Below are 24,154 nucleotides of genomic sequence, written 5' to 3'. Positions count from 1 at the left end.
ATGTCTCTTTAAATCCTGTTCTTCGGATTTTACAGGGAGTGAAAAAAGATAACGAGGGAAATTTCACTTTACATATTTTTACTATACATATAGATAGTATTATGGATCTCGCGGAACAAACCCACTACTCTTCCACAAATATCTACGAACCAATACAAAATTGGAACCAAAAGGATTTGGGACTTCTGACGGGAGAAAGGGGGATGTACAAACTTGCCCACTATTGGCAATACGCACTGGTTTGTTCAGGTTTCCAGGTGTTTAACTTGGATTGTGCCATCCGCTTCAATCCCTTCACCATAACAGAAGAGACAAGGAAACAAAACTTAGCCCCAGAACCTTTTTTGGAACAAATTCAAATCCAAAGAGCTTTCACCCCTTACCAAATCCTGGATGCTCTCCAAAATATTCTGAAAGAAAAAAGAGAAAATACCATCTATTTCTTGTTAGCCCCTTGTAAACAATTTCTGGATGGGGATGTAAAAGATGACGAAGGAATTTATTTATTAAATTTGATGCTTGGTTTTATTGAAAAATTTCCAACAGAAAATGTCCCTCTTCTTGTCATTGAATCATGGACCTATTCTCATAAAAATTTTAAACTTTTTTTCCCAAAACTTTTACGGGCTTCTCAAACCCTATGGGAACTCAAAACAGAAAAAGGACTCTCAAGGATCCGCACAAGAAAAACATCTATCACTGGAGCATAAAATGGGACGAACCATTTCCCCTTATTCACGTCAAATGTTACAAATCGAAGAAAACTTATCTGATTTCAGAAGAGCACTCAGAAAAGTGGACCAAGAGATTTATGATGATCTCATTCGAATCGCCAAATTACAGGTGCAAGCTGGTGTAATGGCTTCACTCCCCTATCCAATTGATTCTATGCTTTTATCGATGATGATTGAATTAAAAAAAGAGTTAAATGAACTAAAAAGGAAATTTCCGGAAGAAACTAAACTTTAGCGAATATTAATTCCCAAAATGATAGTTCTGAAGTGAATTCAAGTCCAGCTCAAAATGGAAACTTACAATGGTTATCTATTTGATATCTACCACTCAGAACAAAAAATTTACATTTGGATCAAATCTGACTCAGGTGAATTAAAACTTTTTGTTGATGAATACTTTCCTGTTATTTATGCAAACGCTTCACCCACTATTTTAAAAAAACTAGTCAAACGATTTTATGAATTAGATGCCTTAGCAGAAATACCGAACTTCACAGAAAAAAGACTGTTTTACCAAAACAAAACAATACCCGTTTTAAAACTTGTCATCTCAAAACCACAACTCCTTCCTAAAATCACAAACAAACTTTTTAATTTGTACGGAAAATATGACATCTACCATTCCGACATTGAAATCACTACTGGATACATGGTAGATAAAAAAATTTATCCACTTTGTTATGTTACAATAGAATATGAAGCTACTAAAAATAGATTAAATCAAATTAAAACCATTAAATCCCTGACCGATTTAAATGAATTGGACTATGAAATACCGGAACTACTTGCAATTTCTCTTTACTTAGAAAAAAGCCATAGACATCCCTTCAGTGAAAATAACTTAATCATCGAAACTTCCAATGAAAACTACAATATCCCCACAGGCAATGGAATCACACTCATCAAAAAACTAAACGAAATCTTTCTGAAACACAATCCAGATATTGTTTTATCATCTTTTGGTGACCAAGTCATTTTTCCCTACTTATTCAAAACAGCTCAAGAAAACCACCTAACAACAGAATTCGATAGAGATAAAACAAGTTTGATTCGGCGTTCCATCCAAACGCAGGGAACAAGTTTCAATACTTACGGCACTATCGTGTACAGAGCACCTTCCTATCCATTGTTTGGCAGATGGCATATCGATTCCCGAAATAGTTTTGTATACAAAGAAGCAGAACTAATTGGTATCATTGAGCTTTCTCGTATTTCCAGATTACCTGTTCAAAAAATGGCAAGAGCATCCACGGGAAAGGCACTCACTTACATTGAAGTTGATGTTGCTCTTCGTATGAACTACCTTGTGCCTTGGCAAAAAAGTGCTCTTGAATCAGAAAAATCTGCCTTGCAGTTGTTAAATGCTGATAAAGGAGGACTTGTTTTCCAGGCTGATATATCAAATGGATTTGTTTTAGAAAACGTAGCACAACTTGATTTTTCCCAAATGTATCCGAGTATCATGGTAACTCACAACGTTTCACCTGAAACCATCAACTGTCTCTGTTGCGAAAACTCAACCGACATAGAAAGGGTTCCTTCACTTGGTTATCGAATTTGTTCGAAAAGGAAAGGCATCGTTTCGGAAGCATTGGCTCACATAGTCCAAAGACGAAATCACTATAAAGAACAAAAAAAAAACAATCATCCCAATGCCATTAATATCCAATCAAAACAATCAAGTTTAAAATGGATGTTAGTTACCTCCTTTGGTTATTTAGGTTATCGAAATGCAAAATTTGGGAAACTCGAAAGCCATGAAGCTGTTACCGCTTTTGGCCGAGAAAAACTGATCACCGCCAAAGAAGTATCGGAAGAATATCAATTCAAGGTTGTACATGGAATCACAGATAGTATCTTCATTCAGAAAAAGGATCATAGTCCCATTACAAAAGAAGACCTAACATTCCTTTGTTTAGAAATAGAAAAACGTACAAAAATACGGATGGAAGTAGAAGGGATTTATTCTTGGTTATGTTTTCCACCTTCTACACAAGATGAAAAACTACCAGTAGCAAATCGTTATATGGGAAGATTTACCAATGGCCAATTCAAAGGCAGGGGCATCATCACAAGAAGGAAAGACTTTCCAAAATTAATTCGTGAAGCTCAAAACCAAATGATCCAATGGATGTGCCAATTCAAAACAATTGCTGAAATGCAAAAAAAAGAATCTGAAATCATGAAAATCTTCTACCATTATGACAACAAACTTGTAAAAGGCGATCTTAATTGGAAAGATTTGGTTATCCAAAAATCGACTTCAAAAGAACCAGAAGATTATACCGTTGATGCACCTAGCACCATTGCCGTTAAAGACCTACTTGGCATGGGGGTTCGTGTGCAAGCTGGTGAAAAAATCAAATACATTGTAATCAATCAAAAATCTGAAAAAAAAGGAGAGAGGTACCTAACCCTAGAACGAATGGAAAATAAACTAAAGCAAAATGAAAAGATACATTCCAGCAGAAACCAAACCCAAATGGATCCTACCCCACAAAACTATTCAGAAAAATATAAATTCACAAACCAAATACAAAAGGAAAATGAGATTGTAACACATGCAACAACCCAAACAAGAGAAAAGAAAAATAGGATAAATGAAAATACTATAAACTTACATTCGAATGGAATTGATCAGTTTTTAGACAATTCACAAAACAACTACACAAATTTGAATCTGAACCCTAAAGGAATGAGCAACAAAACACCAAAATATGATGAAAAATACTACAGAAATCTATTGGTAAAATGTTTTAAAGAAATATGGATTGGAATCTCCACTTTCAAAAACTTTGATATACTAATCAGCGACGAAACATTCTTACCCTTCTCATTCGAAAAAGATCAAAATTACAATAAAACAATCAACAAAACGAATTCCATTTTTATTGCATAAATTACAAAAAAAATACAACAAAAAGTTCTAAAGAGTCTCGTGTTAAACGATAAAAAAGACCACCAAACAAAAAAATATTTGAACTCAAAATGTTCGAAATAAGAATCAGATTCACTTTTTACTCAATGGGACTGAGGGGGCGAAGCTATGCCTATCCCTAAACCAAGAAAACGATGAACGATTTATTATGTCCCATAAAAAAAGAGGCGCATTTTTTATACGAAAATAGCATCAAAAATACAATACGAAAAAAAACCAACCAAGAGTGTTAAACGAAATACAGATACCAAACAAAGAAACGAAGATAACCATTAAAGCGATTACTAAACATTAAAATTTTTTAAACGCATTACAGAGATCATTCGTTAGTCGCAATGCCTATTTTGAATCGACTTTTATTGAGCTTTGGTTTAAATGGCTGATAATTAAAAAATGGGCAAGGAATCAGTATATAATCCAATCTTACGGTGGGCTGGAGGAAAAAGATGGCTTATTCCCAAAATTGTTGAACTTACAGAAAGCATGAAGTTCAACGATTATCACGAACCTTTTATTGGTGGTGGATCAATCGCATTTAATATCAGAACAACAAACAAAAAATACATCTCTGATATTAATCCAAACTTAATAAATTTTTACAAAATAGTTAAGAAAGAACCAAATGAACTCATCGAACTACTTCTTAAATATAAAAACAGTGAAAAATTCTACTACAAAATTAGATCACAAAAAACAGATGATCCTTTAGTAAGAGCAGCTAATTTCTTTTTCCTAAATCGAACTTCATTTAATGGACTTTATCGCGAAAATCTAAAAGGCGAATACAATGTACCTTATGGGCATAGACAATTAATGAAAGAAGATATATTAAAATTACTTCATTTAAATTCAAAACTAAAAAATACAATTATAACTTGTCAGCCATATGAATTATCCCTAAAAGGACCAAAAAAAGGTGACCTTGTTTATATTGATCCGCCTTACACGGTCGCTCACGAAAATAATGGATTTATAAAATACAATAGAAAACTATTCGCTTATGAAGATCAGATTATGCTTGTTCAAATAATTCAGGAACTCGATAAAAGAGGTGTCTATGTAATATTAAGCAATGCAAAGCATGCTTCAATATCGAAAATTTATTCTAAATTCTCCAAACCAAGTATTATTTCACGACATTCTATCATTGGAGGTAAAAATGCTCACCGTGGAAAAATTTCAGAATTTCTGTTCACAAACCTTATCTGAACTAAAGGAAAAATCTAAACAATTTATAGAGTCAAACTTATATAAGGCGTTCATTAAGTCCCTGGATTATAGTATTTTAACAAATATTATCTCCAATGGGCTACCATTCTATCTATCATTCTTCATTTTAAGCTTTGTCAAGAAATGGTCTGGACTCGAATTATTTGTTATAGACGGTGGACTCTTTCTGTATAGTATTTCATTATTAACAGGTAGCCTATATGCAGTAAATGAAGGCCAAAAAATATCAAATTGGTTTTTTAGATTTGTTAAAAATATATCATATATACTTCTTTTGTTTTGTTCTCTAGGATATGGAATTCCAAAAATAGAAGAAAATTTCGATCTTAAGTTTGCGACAATGACTGCAACAATTCTCACAGGAATAGCATTTTTCATTTCTGCATATATCCAATTTTCGCTAACCTATTATAAGCCCGATATACATGGATCACGCGAAGAGGCATTGTCTAAATTATCTCATGATTTTTCCCGTCTCGGAGATTAACTATGTCAACCGAATATATTGAAGCAAAATGCATAGAAATCAATCAGCCGATTGGAACATTTTATATTTGTTCAATCAACTGGCATGATTTAGTAGGAATTACACAAACAGATATTAGACGAATAGAAAAAGAATCAAGTAACGATGATTTCGAAAGAGTAATCGGAATTCAAAGGGAACTTAGTCAACACAGAGTAAAAGAAATAGGTCTTTATGTACAAAATGTAGACGCTACTTTTCCTAGTAGTATTATATTATCAATAAAACAATTTGATCACAATTCAAATAAGGAGAATATAGTAATAAATAAAGAAAAGACTAAACTAAAAATATTAAAAAAAGAAAATATTGCAAACGTAATAGATGGGCAACATAGAATAGAAGGATTAAAATCTGCTTTCTTGTCACCTCTATTTCCAGCACCTTCGACTTTTGAATTAAATGTAACAATATTTGTAGATATGGACATAGAAGACCAGGCTATGGTTTTTGCTACTATCAATAAGTCCCAAACAAAGGTAAATAAATCAATAGTGTATGATCTTTATGAATACACCAAATCTCGTAGTCCACAAAAAACTTGTCACAATATTGTTAAACTTCTAAATTCAGAAAAAGGAAGTCCATTTAAAGATAAAATAAAGATACTTGGAAAGGCAGATGATAAATACAGAGAAACTATCACTCAAGCTACTCTTGTTGACTGTATACTCCAGTATGTTTCCGAAAACCCGCCAAGAGATAGACTCTTACTTCGCAAAAAAATGAAAATAGAGTCGGTAAATCAAAAAAATTCTGCCAAATATATTTTTAGAGAATATTTTCTTGAAGAAAACGATGCATTTATCGCAAAAATAATCTGGAATTATTTCTCTGCAGTTTCTCAAAAGTGGCCAGAAGCCTGGGATTCAAATATTAAAGGAAATATTTTAAATAGAACAACTGGCATTATTGCTCTCTTTAAATTTCTAGGTCCTGTTTATAACGAATTAAAAGTCAAAAACAAGATACCTAGTGTAAAAGATTTTTTTGATTTATTGAATAAGGCAAAAATAAAAAGCACAGATTTTACTCCTCAAAAATTTGCTCCTGGCTCAAGTGGTCATTCTACTTTGTTTTTATTATTAAAAAAAGAATGTGGCCTAAAATAAGGCACTGCGACTAACAGCGCGTAAACGCTGCGCTTCGGCACTTACTGCCTCGCTTGGTCTGCGACACATTCCCCTCCTGGCATTCGCTCGCATACGCAAGCTGCATGCCAGTCCCTAACGTCCCGATGGGACTCAGGGTCGGGGAACGTCGTTTACACTAGTTCGTTATGCGTAATTTCCCAAAATTAGCAAAAATGAACGATCTAAATTTTTCAACGTTAGCAACACTAATTTTCCATTTGCTTAGGTGGGCAGGTAACTGTTCCATAGGAGCAAAATACGCAACAGTCACCTTGCTTAGGTTTCATAAAAAAATTACATTTAATACATGTATAAAAATATTGACATGACTCGTTGGGCATCTCCTCTTCTTTCTGGTTGCCGCAATTGGGGCAGGTTAATATTGATGTAGTTATTATTTCTTTTTTGTTATCCATATTTATTCTCCCTTTATAATATTGGATATTTTATATCCAATATTATTCTCAATTACATTTTTAAAATCGTTTGGATCCACTTCACTTTTATCATATTTTATTTTAGCAAAGCCAGTTTTGTGATTTGATTCTACATCTAAAACACCCGATAACGACGATATCGCCTTGTTGACAGCTTCTTCACAACCGACACAAGTCATCCCTTTAATTTCTATCTTAACTAATGCAATATTTTCTCTCTCTACGATAATTGTGTCTTTTTTTGAAATCCGAAAGAAAATATTGGAATAATAAGGAAAAGCTAGTAACATCCCTGTAAGTAAGGTAACAATACCTAAAAAAGTTTTACTTTGTAAAAAAGACGGAGTTTTAGTATTATCCGTTTCACATTTACAAGCGATCACTTTTCGATTAAGAGATATGAGCTTTCTATACCAGGCAAACCCGAATAACAATGTAGTCAGGCTGATTAGATAAGGTCGGTAGGGTTCTAACCAACTGAAAGTAGAGGCAACTCCGGATATGCCCCCTAAAACACCTACGATTGGTGTTATGCAGCATAACGATGCAGAAATTGACGCAAGAATTCCAACAGTGATAAAGTTATTGTCGTTGAAATCTTTTTTATTCATGATGATTCTCCTAAAAATTTTCCTATACAATATATATGACAACCCTCTAGTATACTCCAAAGTTACTGTTTTTTTTAAAAAAAAGGAAATTTATGCTTATTGGAGAATTTGCAGAAAAAAGTAAATTAACTAGAGAAACGATTAGATTTTATGAAAAAGAAGGTCTTTTAGAAGGAGTAAGAAAAGAAAATAATTATCGTTACTATTCAAAAAAAGATATTGAAATAGTTCAATTTATTAGCTCTTTAAAAAATTTAGGATTTACTCTACCAGAAATTAGAAGTATTTTGTTAGTGTATAGTTCTGAGTTTAAATGTAAAGATATGCAAATGATACTCGAAAAAAATTTAAGAAAAGTAGAAGAAAAGCTTCGTTCACTTATAAATATAAAGAATAATCTTAGCAAATCAATAAAAGGATGCGAAGAGAATCCTAATAAAAAATCTTGTAATGTTTTTACCAAATTTAAGTTTTAATATGGGAAACTACGCATAACAGCGACTTACCGCTTCGCTTCGGCACTAGGCCTCGCTCGGCCTGCGGCAAATCCTCCTTCTGGCATTCGCCTCGCTTGCGCAAGCTACATGCCAGTCCCTAACGTCCCGTTACCGGGACTCAGGGTCGGAGGACTTCGGTAAGTCTAGTTCGTTAAACGCAATATTGGAAAACGCCCATGAAAACAAAAATTAAAAAATTTGAAATAAATAAAACTGCGCCTTTTGAATTAGATATATTCGATCGCAAAAAAAGCGTACTAATATTGAATGAATTATTCAAACGAATAGCCGAACCGTTTGTATTATCAATCACTTCACCATGGGGAACGGGGAAAACGACATTTCTCTCAATGCTTAATGGATATTTAGAAACTGAGAAATACAATACAATTTATTTCAGTGCTTGGGAGAATGACTTTTCTAATGATGCTCTTATATCAATTGTAAGTGAATTAGAAAATAGTATTAATAATTTAAATGTAACAATAGACGTTAAAAATGAAACAAAGGAACTCTTTAATAAATCTAAAAAAATTGCTACTAAACTATTAAAAAATTCAATACCACTAGCAGTAAAATTAGGCTCTGCAGGTTTACTTGACTTAAGTGACTTTACTGAGGAAGCAATTTCAGGATTTGCTGAAGATTTAGCTAAGGATCAGATAAAAAAATATGACGAATCGAAAAAAACCATAATCTCATTAAAAACAAGCTTATCTGAACTATCAGAGTTTCTTTATGAAAAAACAAAAAAACCAATAATAATTTTTATAGATGAATTAGATCGGTGTCGCCCAAATTACACGATTGAAGTATTAGAAAAAATTAAACATCTATTCTCCATCAATGGAATTATTTTTGTCTTAGCTTTGGATAAAATCCAAATTATTAACTCAATAAAGAAAATCTATGGTGAAAACATAGATTCCGATGGCTATTTACGTCGGTTCATTGACTTAGAATACAACTTACCTCTACCAGACAAAGATAAATATGTAGAATATCTTTATATGGAGTATAATATAGAAAACTTTTTCACAAGTTTTCAAGATAGAGGGATCGGAAATTATGAGATTAGTGAATTTATAAAAAGTATAAAAAGGTATTCAAAAGCTACTAATGTAAGTTTGCGAAAGTTGGAACAAATTTTCATTGAAATCTCTATATCGCTGATGATGATTAAAAAGGATGAATTTCTTATCTTACATTTACTAACACTTTTAATCTTTTTCAAAAATACAAATATAGAGTTTTACTTCAAACTTAGGGAAAAAAATACAACCTTCATAGAAATTGAAAACGAAATAGAAACTTTCAAACTCAATAATGATAATGAAGGAAACTATCGTTTAGAAATATTTAGAGTATATCTTCAAATAAGTATAATTTCACAAAAAGAACTAACTGAAATAGTAAATAAAAACAAAAACACCATTCAAACAAATACAGAACCGGAAGATGCTATAGCAGAGGCTGATTTTTTTAATAGAATCGTATATGATAAAGAACAAAACTATCGCCGTTTAAATATACTAGATTTTCTTTTAAGCAAAATTGATTTATCTTCTAATTTTTCAGTATAAATAATATTACATAACCAATACTGCGTTTAACAGCGACTTACCGCTTCGCTTCGGGACAAGCCCTCGCTCGGGCTGCGCCAAATTGTCCTCCTGGCATTCGCCTTGCTTGCGCAAGCTACATGCCAGTCCCTAACGTCCCGTTTCCGGGACTCAGGGTCGGACAACTTCGGTAAGTCTAGTTCGTTATACGAAATTTCTCAAATACTTTATGAATACCAAAAGCATCTTTTTACTTTCAAAGTTTGATTTATCAAAAAATGAAAATTGCAGTCCTCCCCGACATTTTTTAAATAGAGATGGCTTTAGTTTTCGATTGTTTTATCCAAATTCCTGGATAAAAAAAATAAATCTTGAAACAGATACATTTTCATTATTACGATTTAAAGTAGAAAATGAAAACACAAACCAAAACAATTTATACGAAATAACCATAATAGCTGAGCTATATCATGAACCTGAATCAGGCAGTTTCAGACTAGAAAAAAGTAAGGATAGAAATTTACTAAAACTATATCCCGTCGATATAGAAATTAAAGATTTAGTAAGATTCGATATATTTCAGCAAGAATTTTATCTAGAAAACGATAAAATTGATTTCAAAGGACTCGTTACCTTCTGCCTACGTAACCATTTAATTCCAAGGTATACATTAAATGGAGTCCTTATTCAAATTGGAATTCTAGTAGACATTCTTAAAACATCAACGAATAGATTTACCTGTTTTTTAATTAAAAATATCTTAAAAATCCTTTTTGGTGTAAAATTATACGAATTGGATTCTCCGATTTATAATGAAAGCAAGGATGAAACTATCACAAGAAAAAAGAAAAATGACTTAAAATTCAATCTTTCAATCGGAGAATATAAAACTAATTTTCATACATTAATATCATTTTCCATATTTACAATGATCTATGCATATTTTTGCTTCGAATCTAAAAATACAGTAAATGAACTATTACAAAATATAACTGCAAATAATTTCTTTTCTCTAATATTTGGATTCCTAACTCTGTCGATATATGATTTATTATTCAAGAAAGCATTAATGAAATTATTTAAAATTTTAGATATAAAATATAGAAATAATACAAAAAATAAAATTATTAACAAGAGAAACTTCGTATAACAGCGACTAACCGCTTCACTTCGGGACTTACGCCCTCGTTCGGTCTACGACACATAGGCTTTTGGCACTCCTCTTGCCTACGCAAGTGTCGTGCCAATCCCTAACGTCCCATTCGGGACTCAGGGCCAGCCTACGTCGGTTAGTCTAGTTCGTTATGCGAACATAGCGGGGAAGAATCGCCACATCCGTGTGGCGTTTTAAGAAATCTTAAAAAATTATCGATTTGACAAATATATAAATTTTGTATATTCTGGAAATTATGAATCAGACTGTAAATATCTCTTTCGAAAAGGCACTTTTAAAAGAAATCGATAAAATTGCAAAAAGAGAACATAGATCCAGATCTGAACTGATTCGTGAAGCTGCCAGAGCTTACATTGAGAAAAAATCTAAATGGCAAGCTATCTTCGATTTCGGTACTAAATCCATAGATAAATCAAATCTTACAGAAACTGACATATTTGGAGAAATCAAAGCTGTTAGAAGAAATAGAAAAGCTTCTTAATGTTTAAAGTTCTCCTAGATACAAACATTTACATTTCTGCTATTCTATTTAATGGGAAACCTAAACGAGTTCTACAAGATTTAATCGACGAGGCTTTTGTTGGATACATTTCAAATGAAATACTCGATGAAATTGAAGAAACTTTAGCAAAACCTAAGATCAAACTTCCCAATGATTTTATTCAGTTCACTATTGAAGAAATCAGAAACTCTACTACTATTATCAAAAATAAACCTCTGAAAGATTATTTAAATCTAAGAGACAGGGATGATTTTCATATTTTAGAAACTGCTTTTTCTGCAAATGTAGATTTTCTTATTACTGGTGATAAGGATCTTCTTACTCTTGAAAAAATCAAAGGTTTAAAAATAATTACGCCTGATGAATATTTAAGAATCAAAGACGAACTTAGCTAAGAGTGCGACATCCGTGTCGCTCCCCGCAACGTCGCATAACAGTATGTTACCGCTTCGCTTCGGCACTTACGGCCTCGCTCGGGCTACGCCAAATTCCCCTTCTGGCATTCGCCTTGCGTTCGCAAGCTACATGCCAGTCCCTAACGTCCCGCCGGGACTCAGGGTCGGGGAACTTCGGTAACACTAGTTCGTTATACGCCATTTTTTAAAATGTTAGAAGAAAAAATAAAAAATACTAATCTCTTAATTAAAAATAATGAAATAGGACCAAATTGGAAAGGTCATTTCCCTAACCTCTCTTTCCATTACCAAATAAATAAAGAGGAACAAACAAATAATCTATCAAAAATAACCAATGAATTAACCAGAGACATTTGGAAGTTGGCGACAACTTTCTATCTAATTGAATATACACGAATACAAGCACTAAAAGATAAAAAACTCAGCTCACTTTTCGGAAGTTTCACAACACTAGATATTGAGTATTCACACATAGTAATTAGATCTTTATTCGATAATTTAGCTTTATTAATAAGTGCTACCGCTACTAAAAAGGGACAGTTACCTGACTCTTACAGTGATCTTTCCGAATTTGTTAATAAAAAATCAATAAAATTTGTAGAACTTACAAATGAACCACTTTATCTACTATTAAAAGAATACCAAACTTGGTTTTTAAGCTTAAAAGAAATTAGAGATGATATAATCCATAGAAACTATAATTCAATGGTTTTCGGAAATTTGGAAGAAGACATCTACTTTTGGATAAAAAACCGGAAGGATAGAAATAGAATAAAAGAAACATATCCATATTACAATTTAATTCGTTACAATCTTCACGATGTGCTTTCTTATTCAAAATATTCAGGCATTAATTTTGCTTTAACAATAAACCTCATGGAAGAAATTTCGGAAAATATAATAGAATATTCAATAAAAAAAGAGTTAAGCTATAATACTGGATTATCTTCCGAAGGATTTGGAACTGCATTAATTTGGATGAATAATGTTCTATAAAAAACGGCGTATAACAGCAACTAACCGCTTCGCTTCGGGACTTGCGCCCTCGCTCGGTCTGCGACACATAGGCTTCTGGCACTCCTCTTGCTTACGCAAGCGTCGTTCCAGTCCCTACCGTCCCGTCGGGACTCAGGGCCAGCCTACGTCGGTTAGTCTAGTTCGTTATGCGTAATGTGGCAATTAATTTTAAAAAATATGAATATTACTTACAATCCTTACGAAACAAACAAAGCAAAGTTAAATTTTGAAGAAAACTACCATATAAAAAGCATCCTACTTGAAGGCGAATGGAACAATGATGTTTTTGAATTCGTTTTAAAAAACAATATTCTAGGACTATTTTTTAATTTTGTAAAAGGATCCAAGGCTACAGATTTTGATTTTTTAGAAAATTTAAGCCACTTTCAATTACTAAATATAATCTCGACTCCAATTGATAACCTTGATAAAATAAAATATTTATCAGAACTTAAAGTCTTATCATTACAATGTCATATCAAAAAAGGAATAGATTTCTCAAATCTTAAAAAACTAGAAAAATGCTTTCTATACTGGAATAAAGGGGCAGATTTGATTTTCAAATGCATAAACATAAAAAATCTTTCTATTGATTCATTTAAATCCAAATACATACCTGAAAATTGGAGCAATGAAGAACTGGTGCAATTAGAAATATATAGATCAGATTTAGTTGATTTAAAAAAAATTAAATTACTCAAAAATATTAGAAAACTATCTTTATACAATTGTAAGAAACTTTCTGATTTAGATGATTTAGAGTTATTCGAAAATTTAGAATGGCTGACTATTAATGGCTCAAAACAAATCAAAAATTTTAATGTAATATCTAAACTAAAAAAGTTGAAAGTATTGGATCTTTCTGATTCAGGAAAAATTCCAACAATTGAATTTATAAAGAATCTAATCAATTTACAAAGTTTTGCTTTTGCTGGTTCAAATACTTATATTGAAGATGGAAATCTCTTACCACTTACAAAACTAAACAAACTTTCGATGTTAATGTTTGCTCCTAAAAAAAATTATTCTCTTAAATTATTAAAAAAATGGAATTGGGAAAATTTTGATTCTCCAGATGTATTATTAGAGGAAATTAGCAACAAGCCACACTACGCATAACAGCGGCTAATCGCTTCGCTTCGGCACTTGCGGCCTCGCTCGGTCTGCGACACATAGGCTTCTGGCACTCCTCTTGCTCGCGCAAGCGTCGTTCCAGTCCCTAACGTCCCGTTACCGGGACTCAGGGCCAGCCTACGTCGATTAGCCTAGTTCGTTATACGAAATGCCCTAAAATCTTATTTTAAACCCACACATAAAGTAGGAAAACGAATGCCCTGGATTCCAATCTATTTAGATAAAGAAGATTTAAAGTTTATAATTAATTTATTAAACGATGATTCTGAAATTGCATTTATTGTTAATAACGGATTTAATAAACGGAATAAATGGATTGCGAAAGATAAAATTGATGATTATGGATTGAATAGTTATTGTTTATGGCATATACCAAGTGGACCTCTCCCATTATTGACTGAAGAATCAGATAATATAGAATTCATACTTAACCCTTTTGATGGATGGGAAGAAAAACGAACTGGCGATGATTCAACTAGTCCATATTTTGGCCCAGGACATGTTGGAATAATTCAATTCAATAATAAAACTAACATTGATAATAATAAAATTGGACTTTCCTCATTTGAATGGATTGGTAATCATTATAGAATTATTGGTTTTCCTGCTAATATCTCAACGGAAATTTGGTGGAAAAAATTTAGGAAACAAGTCAGCAAATTCTCTACCAAAATTGGACGAAAAGATGAATTTAAACCAGAAATATTCTGCTTTAGTGGCGCTTTAAGAAAAATAAAAGATGGTATGCATAGATCAGAAAATCCTTAAAACTCAGGGCACTTCGTATAACAGCGGGGAAACGCTTCACTTCGGCACTAACGGCCTCGTTCGGGCTACGCCACATTCCCTTTCTGTCACTCGTTTGCATTCGCAAACTACGTGCCAGTCCCTAACGTCCCTTTCGGGACTCAGGGTCAGGGAACGTCGTCTCCCCTAGTTCGTTAATTGCAATTAGTTGATCTTCAGAAGAAAACGCGCAAATTTTTTAAGAGGGTGTTGTCGATTAACGCTTTGGAAGAGAACAATTAAAGATTTCCTCTCCATTAAAGTGCAGTTAAAGATTTTTGCTTTTTAACATTTAAGAGAAATTTGCGCTGGATTGTAGGACCCTTTCGACTTTTATCTTATTCTATAATAACTAACTGCAATTAACAGCGCCTTAACGCTCGCTCAGGCTCTTTTCCACTTCGCCTCAGATTTCTGAAAAAATCTGGATCTCGTGGGGCCCTCGCTCGGCCTAAAGGCACATTCCGTGTAACGCTAACGCCTCCTAGGAGGCTCAGCTACACGGAACGTCGTTAAGGCTGATTCGTTATACGACATGCCATAAAATCATATTAAAAAAGGAACAAAGTATGGAAATAGAAAATTTATCTCTAATAATAGATCGCGTTCAACTATTCTATGAATCTGCATGGCTTAAACTAATCGTATCATTTTCAGCGCTACTTGGTTTTCTTGGAATAATAGTACCAATTGCCGTAAATTGGTTTCAAAAGAAATCATTCAAATTAGATGAAATAAATTTCGAAATTCGGCTAGAAAAAAAAATTGAAACATTAAAACAAACATTAATTAGCGAAATACAAGAAGAAATAAAAACATTAGAAAAAACGATCGAAACAACTATCACAGCTAAGTTAGAAATTTATGAAAAAAAAATTAATAGTGCTACTGGCGGTTTATACCACTTAGAAGGAAATGTTAATAACACATTTCCTCAATTAGCTCTTGAAAGTTATCTTTCAGCTATAAAATGTTATCTAGAATCAGATTACGAAGCAAATCTTTATACCGTTTTAGAGTTAGCAGAAGGTAAACTTGATCTACTTTTCAAAGAAGATTTTGAAAACAATACAGATCTTGAGCCATTTTGTTTAGAAATTCTAGAATCATTGAAAAAGCAAAATGATTCAGGTAAATTTACTCGTAGAATCAATTTTTTTAAAGATAAATTTACAAAGGCTAAAAATAGACCTAAAAATCAATAATGCTCTAAATATGGCACGTCGTATAACAGCGGGGAAACGCTGCGCTTCGGCACTGCCGGCCTCGCTTGGCCTGTGGCACATTCCCTTTCTGTCACTCGCTCGCATGCGCAAGCTACGTGCCAGTCCCTAACGTCCCGTTCGGGACTCAGGGTCAGGGAACGTCGTCTCCCCTAGTTCGTTATACGACATCACCAAAAATTTTACCCAAAGAATAAAATAACTATTGACAATAGTGACGCAATACGTTAGTATTTGATTGTGATCATAGGTTTTGCCGACAAGAAAACTGAAAAAGTTTGGAAAGGTGAGTTTTCTAAAGATTTACCAACTGAAGTTCAGAACCAAGGCAGAAAAAAACTTAGGATGATTAATAATGCTCATAATATTGAAGACTTAAAAATTCCTCCAGGAAATAAGTTAGAGATTCTAAAAGGTGACAGAAAAGGCCAGCATAGTATACGAATTAATGATCAATGGCGTATCTGTTTTATTTGGGACGGAAATAACGCTTCTTTAGTAGAAATTGTTGATTACCATTAATAAGGAGATTATATGAAACGTTTAGCAAACATACATCCTGGACAAATTCTATCGGAAGAGTTTCTTACTCCATTGAATATTACTGCCTATCGCCTTGCGAAGGAAACTGGTATTCCACAAACAAGAATCAGTCAAATTCTACTTTACAAGAGATCGATTTCTGCTGATACCGCAATACGATTATCTAAATTTTTTGGAACTACTCCACAATTCTGGCTTGGTTTACAAAATGATTATGATCTGGAAGAAGAAATGTTAAAAAAACAAAAAGAATTTAACGGTATTCACAATTACAAAGATCTAGCAAAAGCTTCTTAATTCTTTTTATTACCTCGGTGACGTCGTATAACAGCGCCTTCACGCTACGCTTCGGCACAAGGCCTCGCTCGGCCTGCGGCAAATTGCCCTCCTGTCACTCGCTTGCAAACGCAAGCTACGTGCCAGTCCCTAACGTCCCGTTCCGGGACTCAGGGTCGGACAACTTCGGGAAGGCTAGTTCGTTAATTGCAATTAGTTGATCTTCAGAAGAAAACGCGCAAATTTTTTAAGAGGGTGTTGTCGATTAACGCTTTGGAAGAGAACAATTAAAGATTTCCTCTCCATTAAAGTGCAGTTAAAGATTTTTGCTTTTTAAGATTTAAGAGAAATTTGCGCTGGATTGTAGGACCCTTTCGACTTTTATCTTATTCTATACTAACTAACTGCAATTAACAGCGCCTTAACGCTCACTCGGGCTCTTTTCCACTTCGCCTCAGATTTCTGATGAAATCTAGGCTTTGTGGGGCCCTCGCTCGGCCTAAAGGCACATTCCGTGTAACGCTAACGCCTCCTAGGAGGCTCAGCTACACGGAACGTCGTTAAGGCTGATTCGTTAATTGCAATTAGTTGATCTACAGAAGAAAACGCGCAAATTTTTTTAAGAGGGTGTTGTCGATTTACGCTTTGGAAGAGAACAATTAAAGCTCTTCTCTCCATTAATGTGCAGTTGAAGATTTTCGCTTTTTAAGATTTAAGAGAAATTTGCGCTGGCTTGTAGGACCCTTTCGACTTATATCTTATTCTATACTAACTAACTGCAATTAACAGCGCCTTAACGCTCACTCGGGCTCTTTTCCACTTCGCCTCAGATTTCTGAAAAAATCTGGATCTCGTGGGGCCCTCGCTCGGCCTAAAGGCACATTCCGTGTTACGCTAACGCCTCCTAGGAGGCTCAGCTACACGGAACGTCGTTAAGGCTGATTCGTTATCTGCAATGCCTCACTAATGCGATTTATTACACAATTAATGAAATATTTTAATATTTCTAAGTAATTAATAGTTAGAGGTAAAAGAATGAGTAAATGGGCAGATTATTTAATTTCAAAGGTTTGTTATACATCAGATAAATCATCTATTAAAGAAGTGGAAGTACGTCAGGATTTAGGAGATAAAGTAAGTAGTACGATTGAAAAGTTTACCAGGATTCAAGTAATTAATAAAATCGAAAGTAATTATAGCTTTATTACGATAATCGCCAAAGATGGGAACTGGAGTAAGGGGGCAAATGTAGAAATAGTAAAAATAGAAGGAGAAAAATATATTCGCACCGATAAAAATAATACTAAAAAAGATAATCTCGATAATCTCCCTACATATATCTGCTAACATAAATAAGTATCTTATTACAATTTTAAATTAGTTATATCAAGGATAAATAATCAATGTCAATAGAAGTAATGTCAGTTGCTGCTCAATGCTATTTTGTCGTAAAAATGCAAGATCCAGAGAACTCTGAATCAGAACAAACATTAAATGCAATTCTCAAACATTTAAACCCAACTGGGAAAATTGAAGAACAAATAGAAGCTGAATTGATATCCAACAAATATATTGCAGACGGTAAATTTACAGAAAAAGCCTATAGTGATTTTAATTCATTAAAGAAAAGATATACGACATGGAAACCAAGCTTTTCTGCTCAAACACTCTATGAAGCTATCAGCAACAAAGGTTCAACAGATATTCAGAACTTATTCAAAAGCTTCAATTTTAATAATCCAGACATTCAAGCAGATCTCTTATTTAGCATTAGAAATTATATACTAACAAACAAACTCGGACTAAACATTCAAGGTGTTTTCAAAATCAACTCGTGACTATGAGGCACTGCAGATAACAGCGCGGAAACGCTGCGCTTCGGCACTTACGGCCTCGCTTGGGCTGTGCCACATTCCCCTTCTGGCACTCGCTTGCATGCGCAAGCTACGTGACCAGTCCCTAACGTCCCGTTCGGGACTCAGGGTCGGGGAACGTCGTCTCCGCTAATTCGTTATGCGAAATGGTCAAACTTTGTTCTCATAAAATATAAATTATAAAATTAGGAAATAACGTGGAAGAAAACGGACAAAAAACGAAATTAACTAATGAAAATATAGATAAGAATTCACAACATCCAATAGTTAATTCGATAAATCATGCACTTCATAGTTATCGAGATATTGAAGCTATTTCTCGTTTATTATATCGAGCTTTAATTGTAATGCAGCAGAATATGTGGGATGCCTCTCTTATTGAATTAAAAAAAGCATCAACGATAAAAGATCCCGATGGAATAGAATATTTTTCCAATGAAATGCCTGCTAGTTCAGATGAGGCACTTCTATTAATAGAGAGGCTAAAAGAATCTAATCTTCCATCTACTCTACTAACAAGTCTATTTCTTGGTTTGTTCTCTTCATTCGATGCATTTACTGGAAATCTACTAAAATCAATTTATCAAAAAAAACCTGAGCTATTGGATACCTTAAATATTGAAGTTCCACTATCTGAAATTTTGAAATATGAATCATTTGAAGATTTAAAAGAGAGTGTCCTCAATCAAGAAATTGAAAAATTTCGAAGAAAAAGCTATGTCGAACAATTTGAACATTTAGAAAGGCAATTCGGTATTAACCTAAAAAAATTTCAGAATTGGAGCCATTTTGTTGAAATGGGTCAAAGGAGAAATTTAATAACTCATTGCGAAGGTATTGTATCCAAACAATACATAAAAATATGTAATGAAAATAAATTCGAACTAGATTCCGAAATTATAGAAGGTAAAAAATTAAATATTGATTACGAATATTTTACCATAGCCTGTTCTTTAATTTACGAAGTTTCTTTAAAACTAGGGCAAACACTTTGGCGAAAAATATTCCCAGATGAAAACGATGAAGCAAACGAACATTTATCTCAGCCTATCTATGAGTCATTACGATTTGAAAGATATGACAGGGCAATACTCCTTTCCGAATTTGCAATTTCAGTTGAAAATAAAATAAAGGATTTAGATCGAAGAATAAGAGTAATAAATTATGGGATAGCATTAAAATTCTCAGGAAATACAGAAAAATGTTTAGAAATTTTAGACAAAGAAGACTGGTCTGCTTGCGCATTGGACTTTCGATTAGCAGTATCCGTTTTAAAAAATAATTTTGAAGAAGCCTGCAAAATTATGCTTCAAATAGGTGAAACAGGCGAATTAATTAAGAAACAATCATATCATGTCTGGCCTTTATTTAGAGAATTTAGAAAATCAAATATGTTTTTTGAATCTTATAAAACTGTCTATGGCAACTCATTTAGTGAAGACGTTTCAGAAGAAGTCAACAAAACAGAGAAACCAAAATCATTCGAAGAACCAGAAAATCAACTTGATACAGGTGCAGGTGAGAATTTACCCCCGTTCGAACTAATAAAACATTTTATCGGTTAACAAATGACCACATCGCATAACAGCGCGGAAACGCTGCGCTTCGGCACTTGCGGCCTCGCTTGGCCTGTGGCACATTCCCCTTCTGGCACTCGCTTGCATACGCAAGCGAGTGACCAGTCCCTAACGTCCCGCTGGGACTCAGGGTCGGGGAACGTCGTCTCCGCTAATTCGTTAATTGCAATTAGTTGATCTACAGAAGAAAACGCGCAAATTTTTTTAAGAGGGTATTGTCGATGAACGCTTTGGAAGAGAACAATTAAAGCTTTCCTCTCCATTAATGTGCAGTTACAGAATATTGCTTTGTAAGATTTAAGAGAAAATTTGCGCTGGAATGTAGGACCCTTTCGACTTATATATTATTCTATACTAACTAACTGCAATTAACAGCGCCTTAACGCTCGCTCAGGCTCTTTTCCACTTCGCCTCAGATTTCTGAAAAAATCTGGATCTCGTGGGGCCCTCGCTCGGCCTAAAGGCACATTCCGTGTTACGCTAACGCCTCCTCTAGAGGCTCAGCTACACGGAACGTCGTTAAGGCTGATTCGTTATGCGAAATGATTTAAAATTCACCCTAATAAGAAAAATCCAATTAATTGAAATTAATTAGAGCTAATCAAATACCAAAAAAAAATATAAAGTAATTAATAACAAAGCTATGGAAAATAATCTGGATGAAGAATTGAAATCCCTTATAAAATCAATATCCGATCTACCTAAAAAATTTGACGAAAATATAATTAATGCCATTAAAAATTCGATAAATTCAGAACTAAGTTATAGCGATAAAAAAAAAATTGCACAGGGAGTGATTGAAATTTCATATAAAATATATCAAACAAAGCGATATATTTCAAAACCATTGAAAGATATCTTTTACATTGAATTTCAAAAATTAAAGACAGTAGATGTATCAAATGATGAAATCCTTCGATCTTACTTCGAGTCGATTGTAATTATACTTTTAAATTTAGTTCCGAAAAAAGTAGATTCCGGCCTATACAAACTTATAAAAGAAACTGATCATAAAAATAATAAAATTATAATTATTAAATCAGTTTGGAAATCTTTCAATGAAAATGCCCGAGGCTCTCTCTCAGATCAATTAGACCTTGGATATAATATTTATAGCTTTCGCCAATAAATCACTTCGCATAACAGCGACTTACCGCTACGCTTCGGGACAAGCCCTCGCTCGGCCTACGGCAAATTCCCCTTCTGGCATTCGCCTTGCTTACGCAAGCTACATGCCAGTCCCTAACGTCCCGTTGGGACTCAGGGTCGGGAAACTTCGATAAGTCTATTCGTTAATTGCAATTAGTTGATCTACAGAAGAAAACGCGCAAATTTTTTTAAGAGGGTGTTGTCGATTAACGCTTTGGAAGAGAACAATTTAAGCTTTCCTCTCCATTAAAGTGCAATTAAAGATTTTTACTTTTTAAGATTTAAGAGAAATTTGCGCTGGATTGTAGGACCCTTTCGACTTTTATCTTATTCTATACTAACTAACTGCAATTAACAGCGCCTTAACGCTCACTCGGGCGCTTTTCCACTGCGCCTGCGATTCCTGATGAAATCTAGGCTTTGTGGGGCCCTCGCTCGGCCTAAAGGCACATTCCGTGTTACGCTAACGCCTCCTAAGAGGCTCAGCTACACGGAACGTCGTTAAGGCTAGTTCGTTATACGCCATATCAAAAATCTGAAATTAAATATTAAGAATTAATCAAATCAATATTAACCATGCAAAATGAGAAAGAAAATTATCCTATTCATAATGCTTATCGTCTTAATTCTAAAAATAAGCAATTTATCATTAAAAAGCATCTTATTTTACTGATCTATATTCTTCTCTTAACAATTTTCACATTCAATTTATTTTCATGCTATCAGTATAAATTCAATTCTATTGTCAAAGTTAAAATTGATAAGAGATTTGAAGAAAATTCAAATATTAACGTAATCTTCGGTGATGGCTTTTTAATAAGAAACGGTTACAACCAAGGAATGAAAGGAATTTATTCTGAATTAAAAAATTGTAACTTATCTTCCATTACAATAAAATACCAGTTTTTAAAATATAAATTTCTAAATTACAAATCTGAAGATAAATTCCCTCTAAACGAAAGAAAAATTGATTTGAATTTGATGATTGATAATTTTGAAGATAATTATGAAGAAAATTCAGAAGCAGAATTAATTGCGTATTCTGAACATAGAAATGATTTACTATTTCGAATTCAATTTAACATGATTAGATCAATTGCTCCTCTATACAAAACTTTTTACTACCATGATCCTGGTATCGAAACCGGTTCGAATCTTGGAAAAGAAATATGTAAATTGATTCAGGAAAATGATAAAAAAATTAAAAAATGAATGTAATTTATTCCATTTAGAATAAAACTACAAAAATTTTATATTTAATAGTTTAATCGTAATTTTCATAAAGTATAACATAAGGATTTTTCAATAAATTTTGATACGTCGCATAACAGTATGTTACCGCTACGCTTCGGCACAAGGCCTCGCTCGGGCTACGCCAAATTCCCCTTCTGGCATTCGCCTTGCTTACGCAAGCTGCATGCCAGTCCCTAACGTCCCGTCGGGACTCAGGGTCGGGGAACTTCGGTAACACTAGTTCGTTAATTGCAATTAGTTAATCTACAGAAGAAAACGCGCAAATTTTTTATGAGGGTGTTGTCGATTAACGCTTTGGAAGAGAACAATTAATGCTCTTCTCTCCATTAAAGTGCAGTTAAAGATTTTTGCTTTTTAAGATTTAAGAGAAATTTGCGCTGGATTGTAGGACCCTTTCGATTTATATCTTATTCTATACTAACTAACTGCAATTAACAGCGCCTTAACGCTCACTCGGGCTCTTTTCCACTGCGCCTGCGATTCCTGATGAAATCTAGGCTTTGTGGGGCCCTCGCTCGGCCTAAAGGCACATTCCGTGTTACGCTAACGCCTCCTCTAGAGGCTCAGCTACACGGAACGTCGTTAAGGCTGATTCGTTATGCGACATGAAATAAAACAATGAATGAACTAAATGAAATTTTAGACTTTTTAAGAAAAGTTACGAGAACTAAGTTAAATGTCCCAAAATCTTTTCTAAACGGAGAAGAATTTGAAAATTTTACAAGAGAAGTATTATTTCCAAAGGATGTTTATGAACTATTACATAAAACTCATAATTATGAACAAAATTCAGAAGACTTTGTCGAAGATTCATTACTACCTGACTTTAAATTTCGAAATCGTGACCTAAATATCGAATTCTACTTAGAATGTAAGTATCGTAATATTACAAAAATACAAAACAAAATAGATGAAATAGTAAAAATACACGAATCGAAAAAAAGAGCGAATGAGGAAGACAATATATTAGAAAAAAATATTAAAAAAATTGGTACAATCGAAATATTGTCTTCAAATCAGTTTAACAGATTACTAGAATTAAACACAAAACAAAGAGTATTAATCTGTATAGGAATATATTACGAAAAACACAAAAAATATTTATCCATACATTTTACCAATTGAACATATGTTAACAAATTATATTCACATATATGACCTAGAAAATTATATTGTTCCAAACAATTTCACAGTAATACCAGACAGGATATTTGATTTCTATATTGATAAAAGTTCAATCTGTATATCTTGCAAAAAACAAATGGAAAAAAGACCTTTTCAACCTTTATGCAGGAACTGTCATATTAATTGGCAAAAAAATAGAATATTCAAAGCTGAAATGAATTACTGTCATAGCTGTGGGAAAAACCATAAAAGTTCAGTAGCAAGACCAGATTGTTTGGATTGCTACAAAAAGAATGTTAGTATAACATTTGACATCTAAATTTCACGTCGCATAACAGCGACTAACCGCTTCACTTCGGGACTTACGCCCTCGTTCGGTCTACGACACATAGGCTTTTGTCACTTCTCTTGCTTGCGCAAGCGTCGTGCCAATCCC

At 33.6% G+C, this 24,154-nt stretch carries 25 protein-coding genes; 23 read left to right on the top strand and 2 right to left on the bottom strand.

Annotated elements, in window-relative coordinates; all coding sequences use genetic code 11:
* The first annotated feature begins 101 nt into the window (after positions 1-101).
* From ND855_RS05560 to ND855_RS05535, 6 genes are all read left to right on the top strand, one after another.
* On the top strand, positions 102-710 hold the full coding sequence (locus ND855_RS05560) for a hypothetical protein (protein WP_265357541.1): 609 nt from the start codon (positions 102-104) through the stop codon (positions 708-710).
* Between the two features lies 1 nt (position 711).
* Positions 712-969, top strand: a complete 258-nt coding sequence (locus ND855_RS05555) for a hypothetical protein (protein WP_265357540.1) — start codon at positions 712-714, stop codon at positions 967-969.
* Positions 970-1,023: 54 nt separating this feature from the next.
* Positions 1,024-3,633 (top strand): DNA polymerase domain-containing protein, encoded by a 2,610-nt coding sequence (locus ND855_RS05550; RefSeq protein ID WP_265357539.1) that lies wholly within the window; start codon positions 1,024-1,026, stop codon positions 3,631-3,633.
* 432 nt (positions 3,634-4,065) lie between these two features.
* Positions 4,066-4,881 carry a DNA adenine methylase gene (locus ND855_RS05545; protein WP_265357538.1) on the top strand — a complete coding sequence of 272 codons (816 nt, stop codon included), beginning with the start codon at positions 4,066-4,068 and terminating at the stop codon, positions 4,879-4,881.
* A complete protein-coding gene (locus ND855_RS05540) occupies positions 4,832-5,389 on the top strand; it encodes a hypothetical protein (protein ID WP_265357537.1) in 558 nt (185 codons plus the stop codon). The genes ND855_RS05545 and ND855_RS05540 overlap by 50 nt, the downstream gene beginning before the upstream one ends.
* A 2-nt stretch (positions 5,390-5,391) precedes the next feature.
* On the top strand, positions 5,392-6,540 hold the full coding sequence (locus ND855_RS05535) for a DGQHR domain-containing protein (protein WP_265357536.1): 1,149 nt from the start codon (positions 5,392-5,394) through the stop codon (positions 6,538-6,540).
* A 227-nt stretch (positions 6,541-6,767) separates the two neighbouring features.
* On the opposite strand, the gene ND855_RS18820 is transcribed toward ND855_RS05535, so the two are convergent.
* Together ND855_RS18820 and merTP are read right to left on the bottom strand one after the other, a co-directional pair.
* Positions 6,768-6,977 carry a GDCCVxC domain-containing (seleno)protein gene (locus ND855_RS18820; RefSeq protein WP_322113527.1) on the bottom strand — a complete coding sequence of 70 codons (210 nt, stop codon included), beginning with the start codon at positions 6,975-6,977 and terminating at the stop codon, positions 6,768-6,770.
* Positions 6,978-6,979: 2 nt separating this feature from the next.
* Complete coding sequence (gene merTP, locus ND855_RS05530) at positions 6,980-7,609, bottom strand: mercuric transport protein MerTP (protein ID WP_135689176.1); 630 nt, start codon at positions 7,607-7,609, stop codon at positions 6,980-6,982.
* Positions 7,610-7,701: 92 nt separating this feature from the next.
* Here merTP and ND855_RS05525 point away from each other — a divergent pair, with 92 nt between their 5' ends.
* The 17 genes from ND855_RS05525 to ND855_RS05445 all read left to right on the top strand — a co-directional run bounded on the left by ND855_RS05525 (position 7,702) and on the right by ND855_RS05445 (position 23,718).
* Complete coding sequence (locus ND855_RS05525; RefSeq protein ID WP_238761893.1) at positions 7,702-8,085, top strand: MerR family transcriptional regulator; 384 nt, start codon at positions 7,702-7,704, stop codon at positions 8,083-8,085.
* A 197-nt stretch (positions 8,086-8,282) separates the two neighbouring features.
* Positions 8,283-9,689, top strand: a complete 1,407-nt coding sequence (locus tag ND855_RS05520; protein ID WP_265357535.1) for a KAP family P-loop NTPase fold protein — start codon at positions 8,283-8,285, stop codon at positions 9,687-9,689.
* A gap of 208 nt (positions 9,690-9,897) precedes the next feature.
* A complete protein-coding gene (locus ND855_RS05515) occupies positions 9,898-10,818 on the top strand; it encodes a hypothetical protein (RefSeq protein ID WP_265357534.1) in 921 nt (306 codons plus the stop codon).
* 259 nt (positions 10,819-11,077) lie between these two features.
* A complete protein-coding gene (locus tag ND855_RS05510) occupies positions 11,078-11,323 on the top strand; it encodes a CopG family ribbon-helix-helix protein (protein WP_265357533.1) in 246 nt (81 codons plus the stop codon).
* Positions 11,323-11,739, top strand: a complete 417-nt coding sequence (locus ND855_RS05505) for a putative toxin-antitoxin system toxin component, PIN family (protein ID WP_265357532.1) — start codon at positions 11,323-11,325, stop codon at positions 11,737-11,739. The genes ND855_RS05510 and ND855_RS05505 overlap by 1 nt, the downstream gene beginning before the upstream one ends.
* Positions 11,740-11,949: 210 nt before the next feature.
* Positions 11,950-12,756 carry a hypothetical protein gene (locus ND855_RS05500; protein WP_265357531.1) on the top strand — a complete coding sequence of 269 codons (807 nt, stop codon included), beginning with the start codon at positions 11,950-11,952 and terminating at the stop codon, positions 12,754-12,756.
* Positions 12,757-12,954: 198 nt separating this feature from the next.
* Entirely contained in the window at positions 12,955-13,896 is a 942-nt protein-coding gene (locus tag ND855_RS05495; protein WP_265357530.1) for a hypothetical protein, read from the top strand.
* 210 nt (positions 13,897-14,106) lie between these two features.
* Complete coding sequence (locus ND855_RS05490; protein WP_265357529.1) at positions 14,107-14,679, top strand: hypothetical protein; 573 nt, start codon at positions 14,107-14,109, stop codon at positions 14,677-14,679.
* Positions 14,680-15,266: 587 nt separating this feature from the next.
* Positions 15,267-15,902, top strand: a complete 636-nt coding sequence (locus ND855_RS05485) for a hypothetical protein (protein ID WP_265357528.1) — start codon at positions 15,267-15,269, stop codon at positions 15,900-15,902.
* Positions 15,903-16,160: 258 nt separating this feature from the next.
* Positions 16,161-16,442, top strand: a complete 282-nt coding sequence (locus ND855_RS05480) for a type II toxin-antitoxin system RelE/ParE family toxin (protein WP_265357527.1) — start codon at positions 16,161-16,163, stop codon at positions 16,440-16,442.
* Between the two features lie 12 nt (positions 16,443-16,454).
* Positions 16,455-16,760 carry a HigA family addiction module antitoxin gene (locus tag ND855_RS05475; RefSeq protein ID WP_100721806.1) on the top strand — a complete coding sequence of 102 codons (306 nt, stop codon included), beginning with the start codon at positions 16,455-16,457 and terminating at the stop codon, positions 16,758-16,760.
* Between the two features lie 1,014 nt (positions 16,761-17,774).
* The gene (locus tag ND855_RS05470; protein ID WP_265357526.1) at positions 17,775-18,086 is read left to right on the top strand and encodes a DUF3892 domain-containing protein; all 312 of its coding nucleotides are present in this window, start codon (positions 17,775-17,777) and stop codon (positions 18,084-18,086) included.
* A gap of 56 nt (positions 18,087-18,142) precedes the next feature.
* A complete protein-coding gene (locus tag ND855_RS05465; RefSeq protein ID WP_265357525.1) occupies positions 18,143-18,577 on the top strand; it encodes a hypothetical protein in 435 nt (144 codons plus the stop codon).
* 233 nt (positions 18,578-18,810) lie between these two features.
* Positions 18,811-20,178 carry a hypothetical protein gene (locus ND855_RS05460; protein ID WP_265357524.1) on the top strand — a complete coding sequence of 456 codons (1,368 nt, stop codon included), beginning with the start codon at positions 18,811-18,813 and terminating at the stop codon, positions 20,176-20,178.
* Between the two features lie 655 nt (positions 20,179-20,833).
* Positions 20,834-21,319, top strand: coding sequence for a hypothetical protein (locus ND855_RS05455; RefSeq protein WP_265357523.1), 486 nt, complete (start codon positions 20,834-20,836; stop codon positions 21,317-21,319).
* 596 nt (positions 21,320-21,915) lie between these two features.
* A complete protein-coding gene (locus ND855_RS05450) occupies positions 21,916-22,551 on the top strand; it encodes a hypothetical protein (protein WP_265357522.1) in 636 nt (211 codons plus the stop codon).
* 660 nt (positions 22,552-23,211) lie between these two features.
* Entirely contained in the window at positions 23,212-23,718 is a 507-nt protein-coding gene (locus ND855_RS05445; protein ID WP_265357521.1) for a hypothetical protein, read from the top strand.
* Positions 23,719-24,154 lie beyond the last annotated feature (436 nt).

The organism is Leptospira paudalimensis (assembly GCF_026151345.1).
In the GTDB taxonomy this organism is placed as follows: Bacteria; Spirochaetota; Leptospiria; order Leptospirales; family Leptospiraceae; genus Leptospira_A; species Leptospira_A paudalimensis.
Note: the sequence above shows the minus strand (reverse complement) of the source record. Positions and strands in the feature narration are given on the sequence as shown.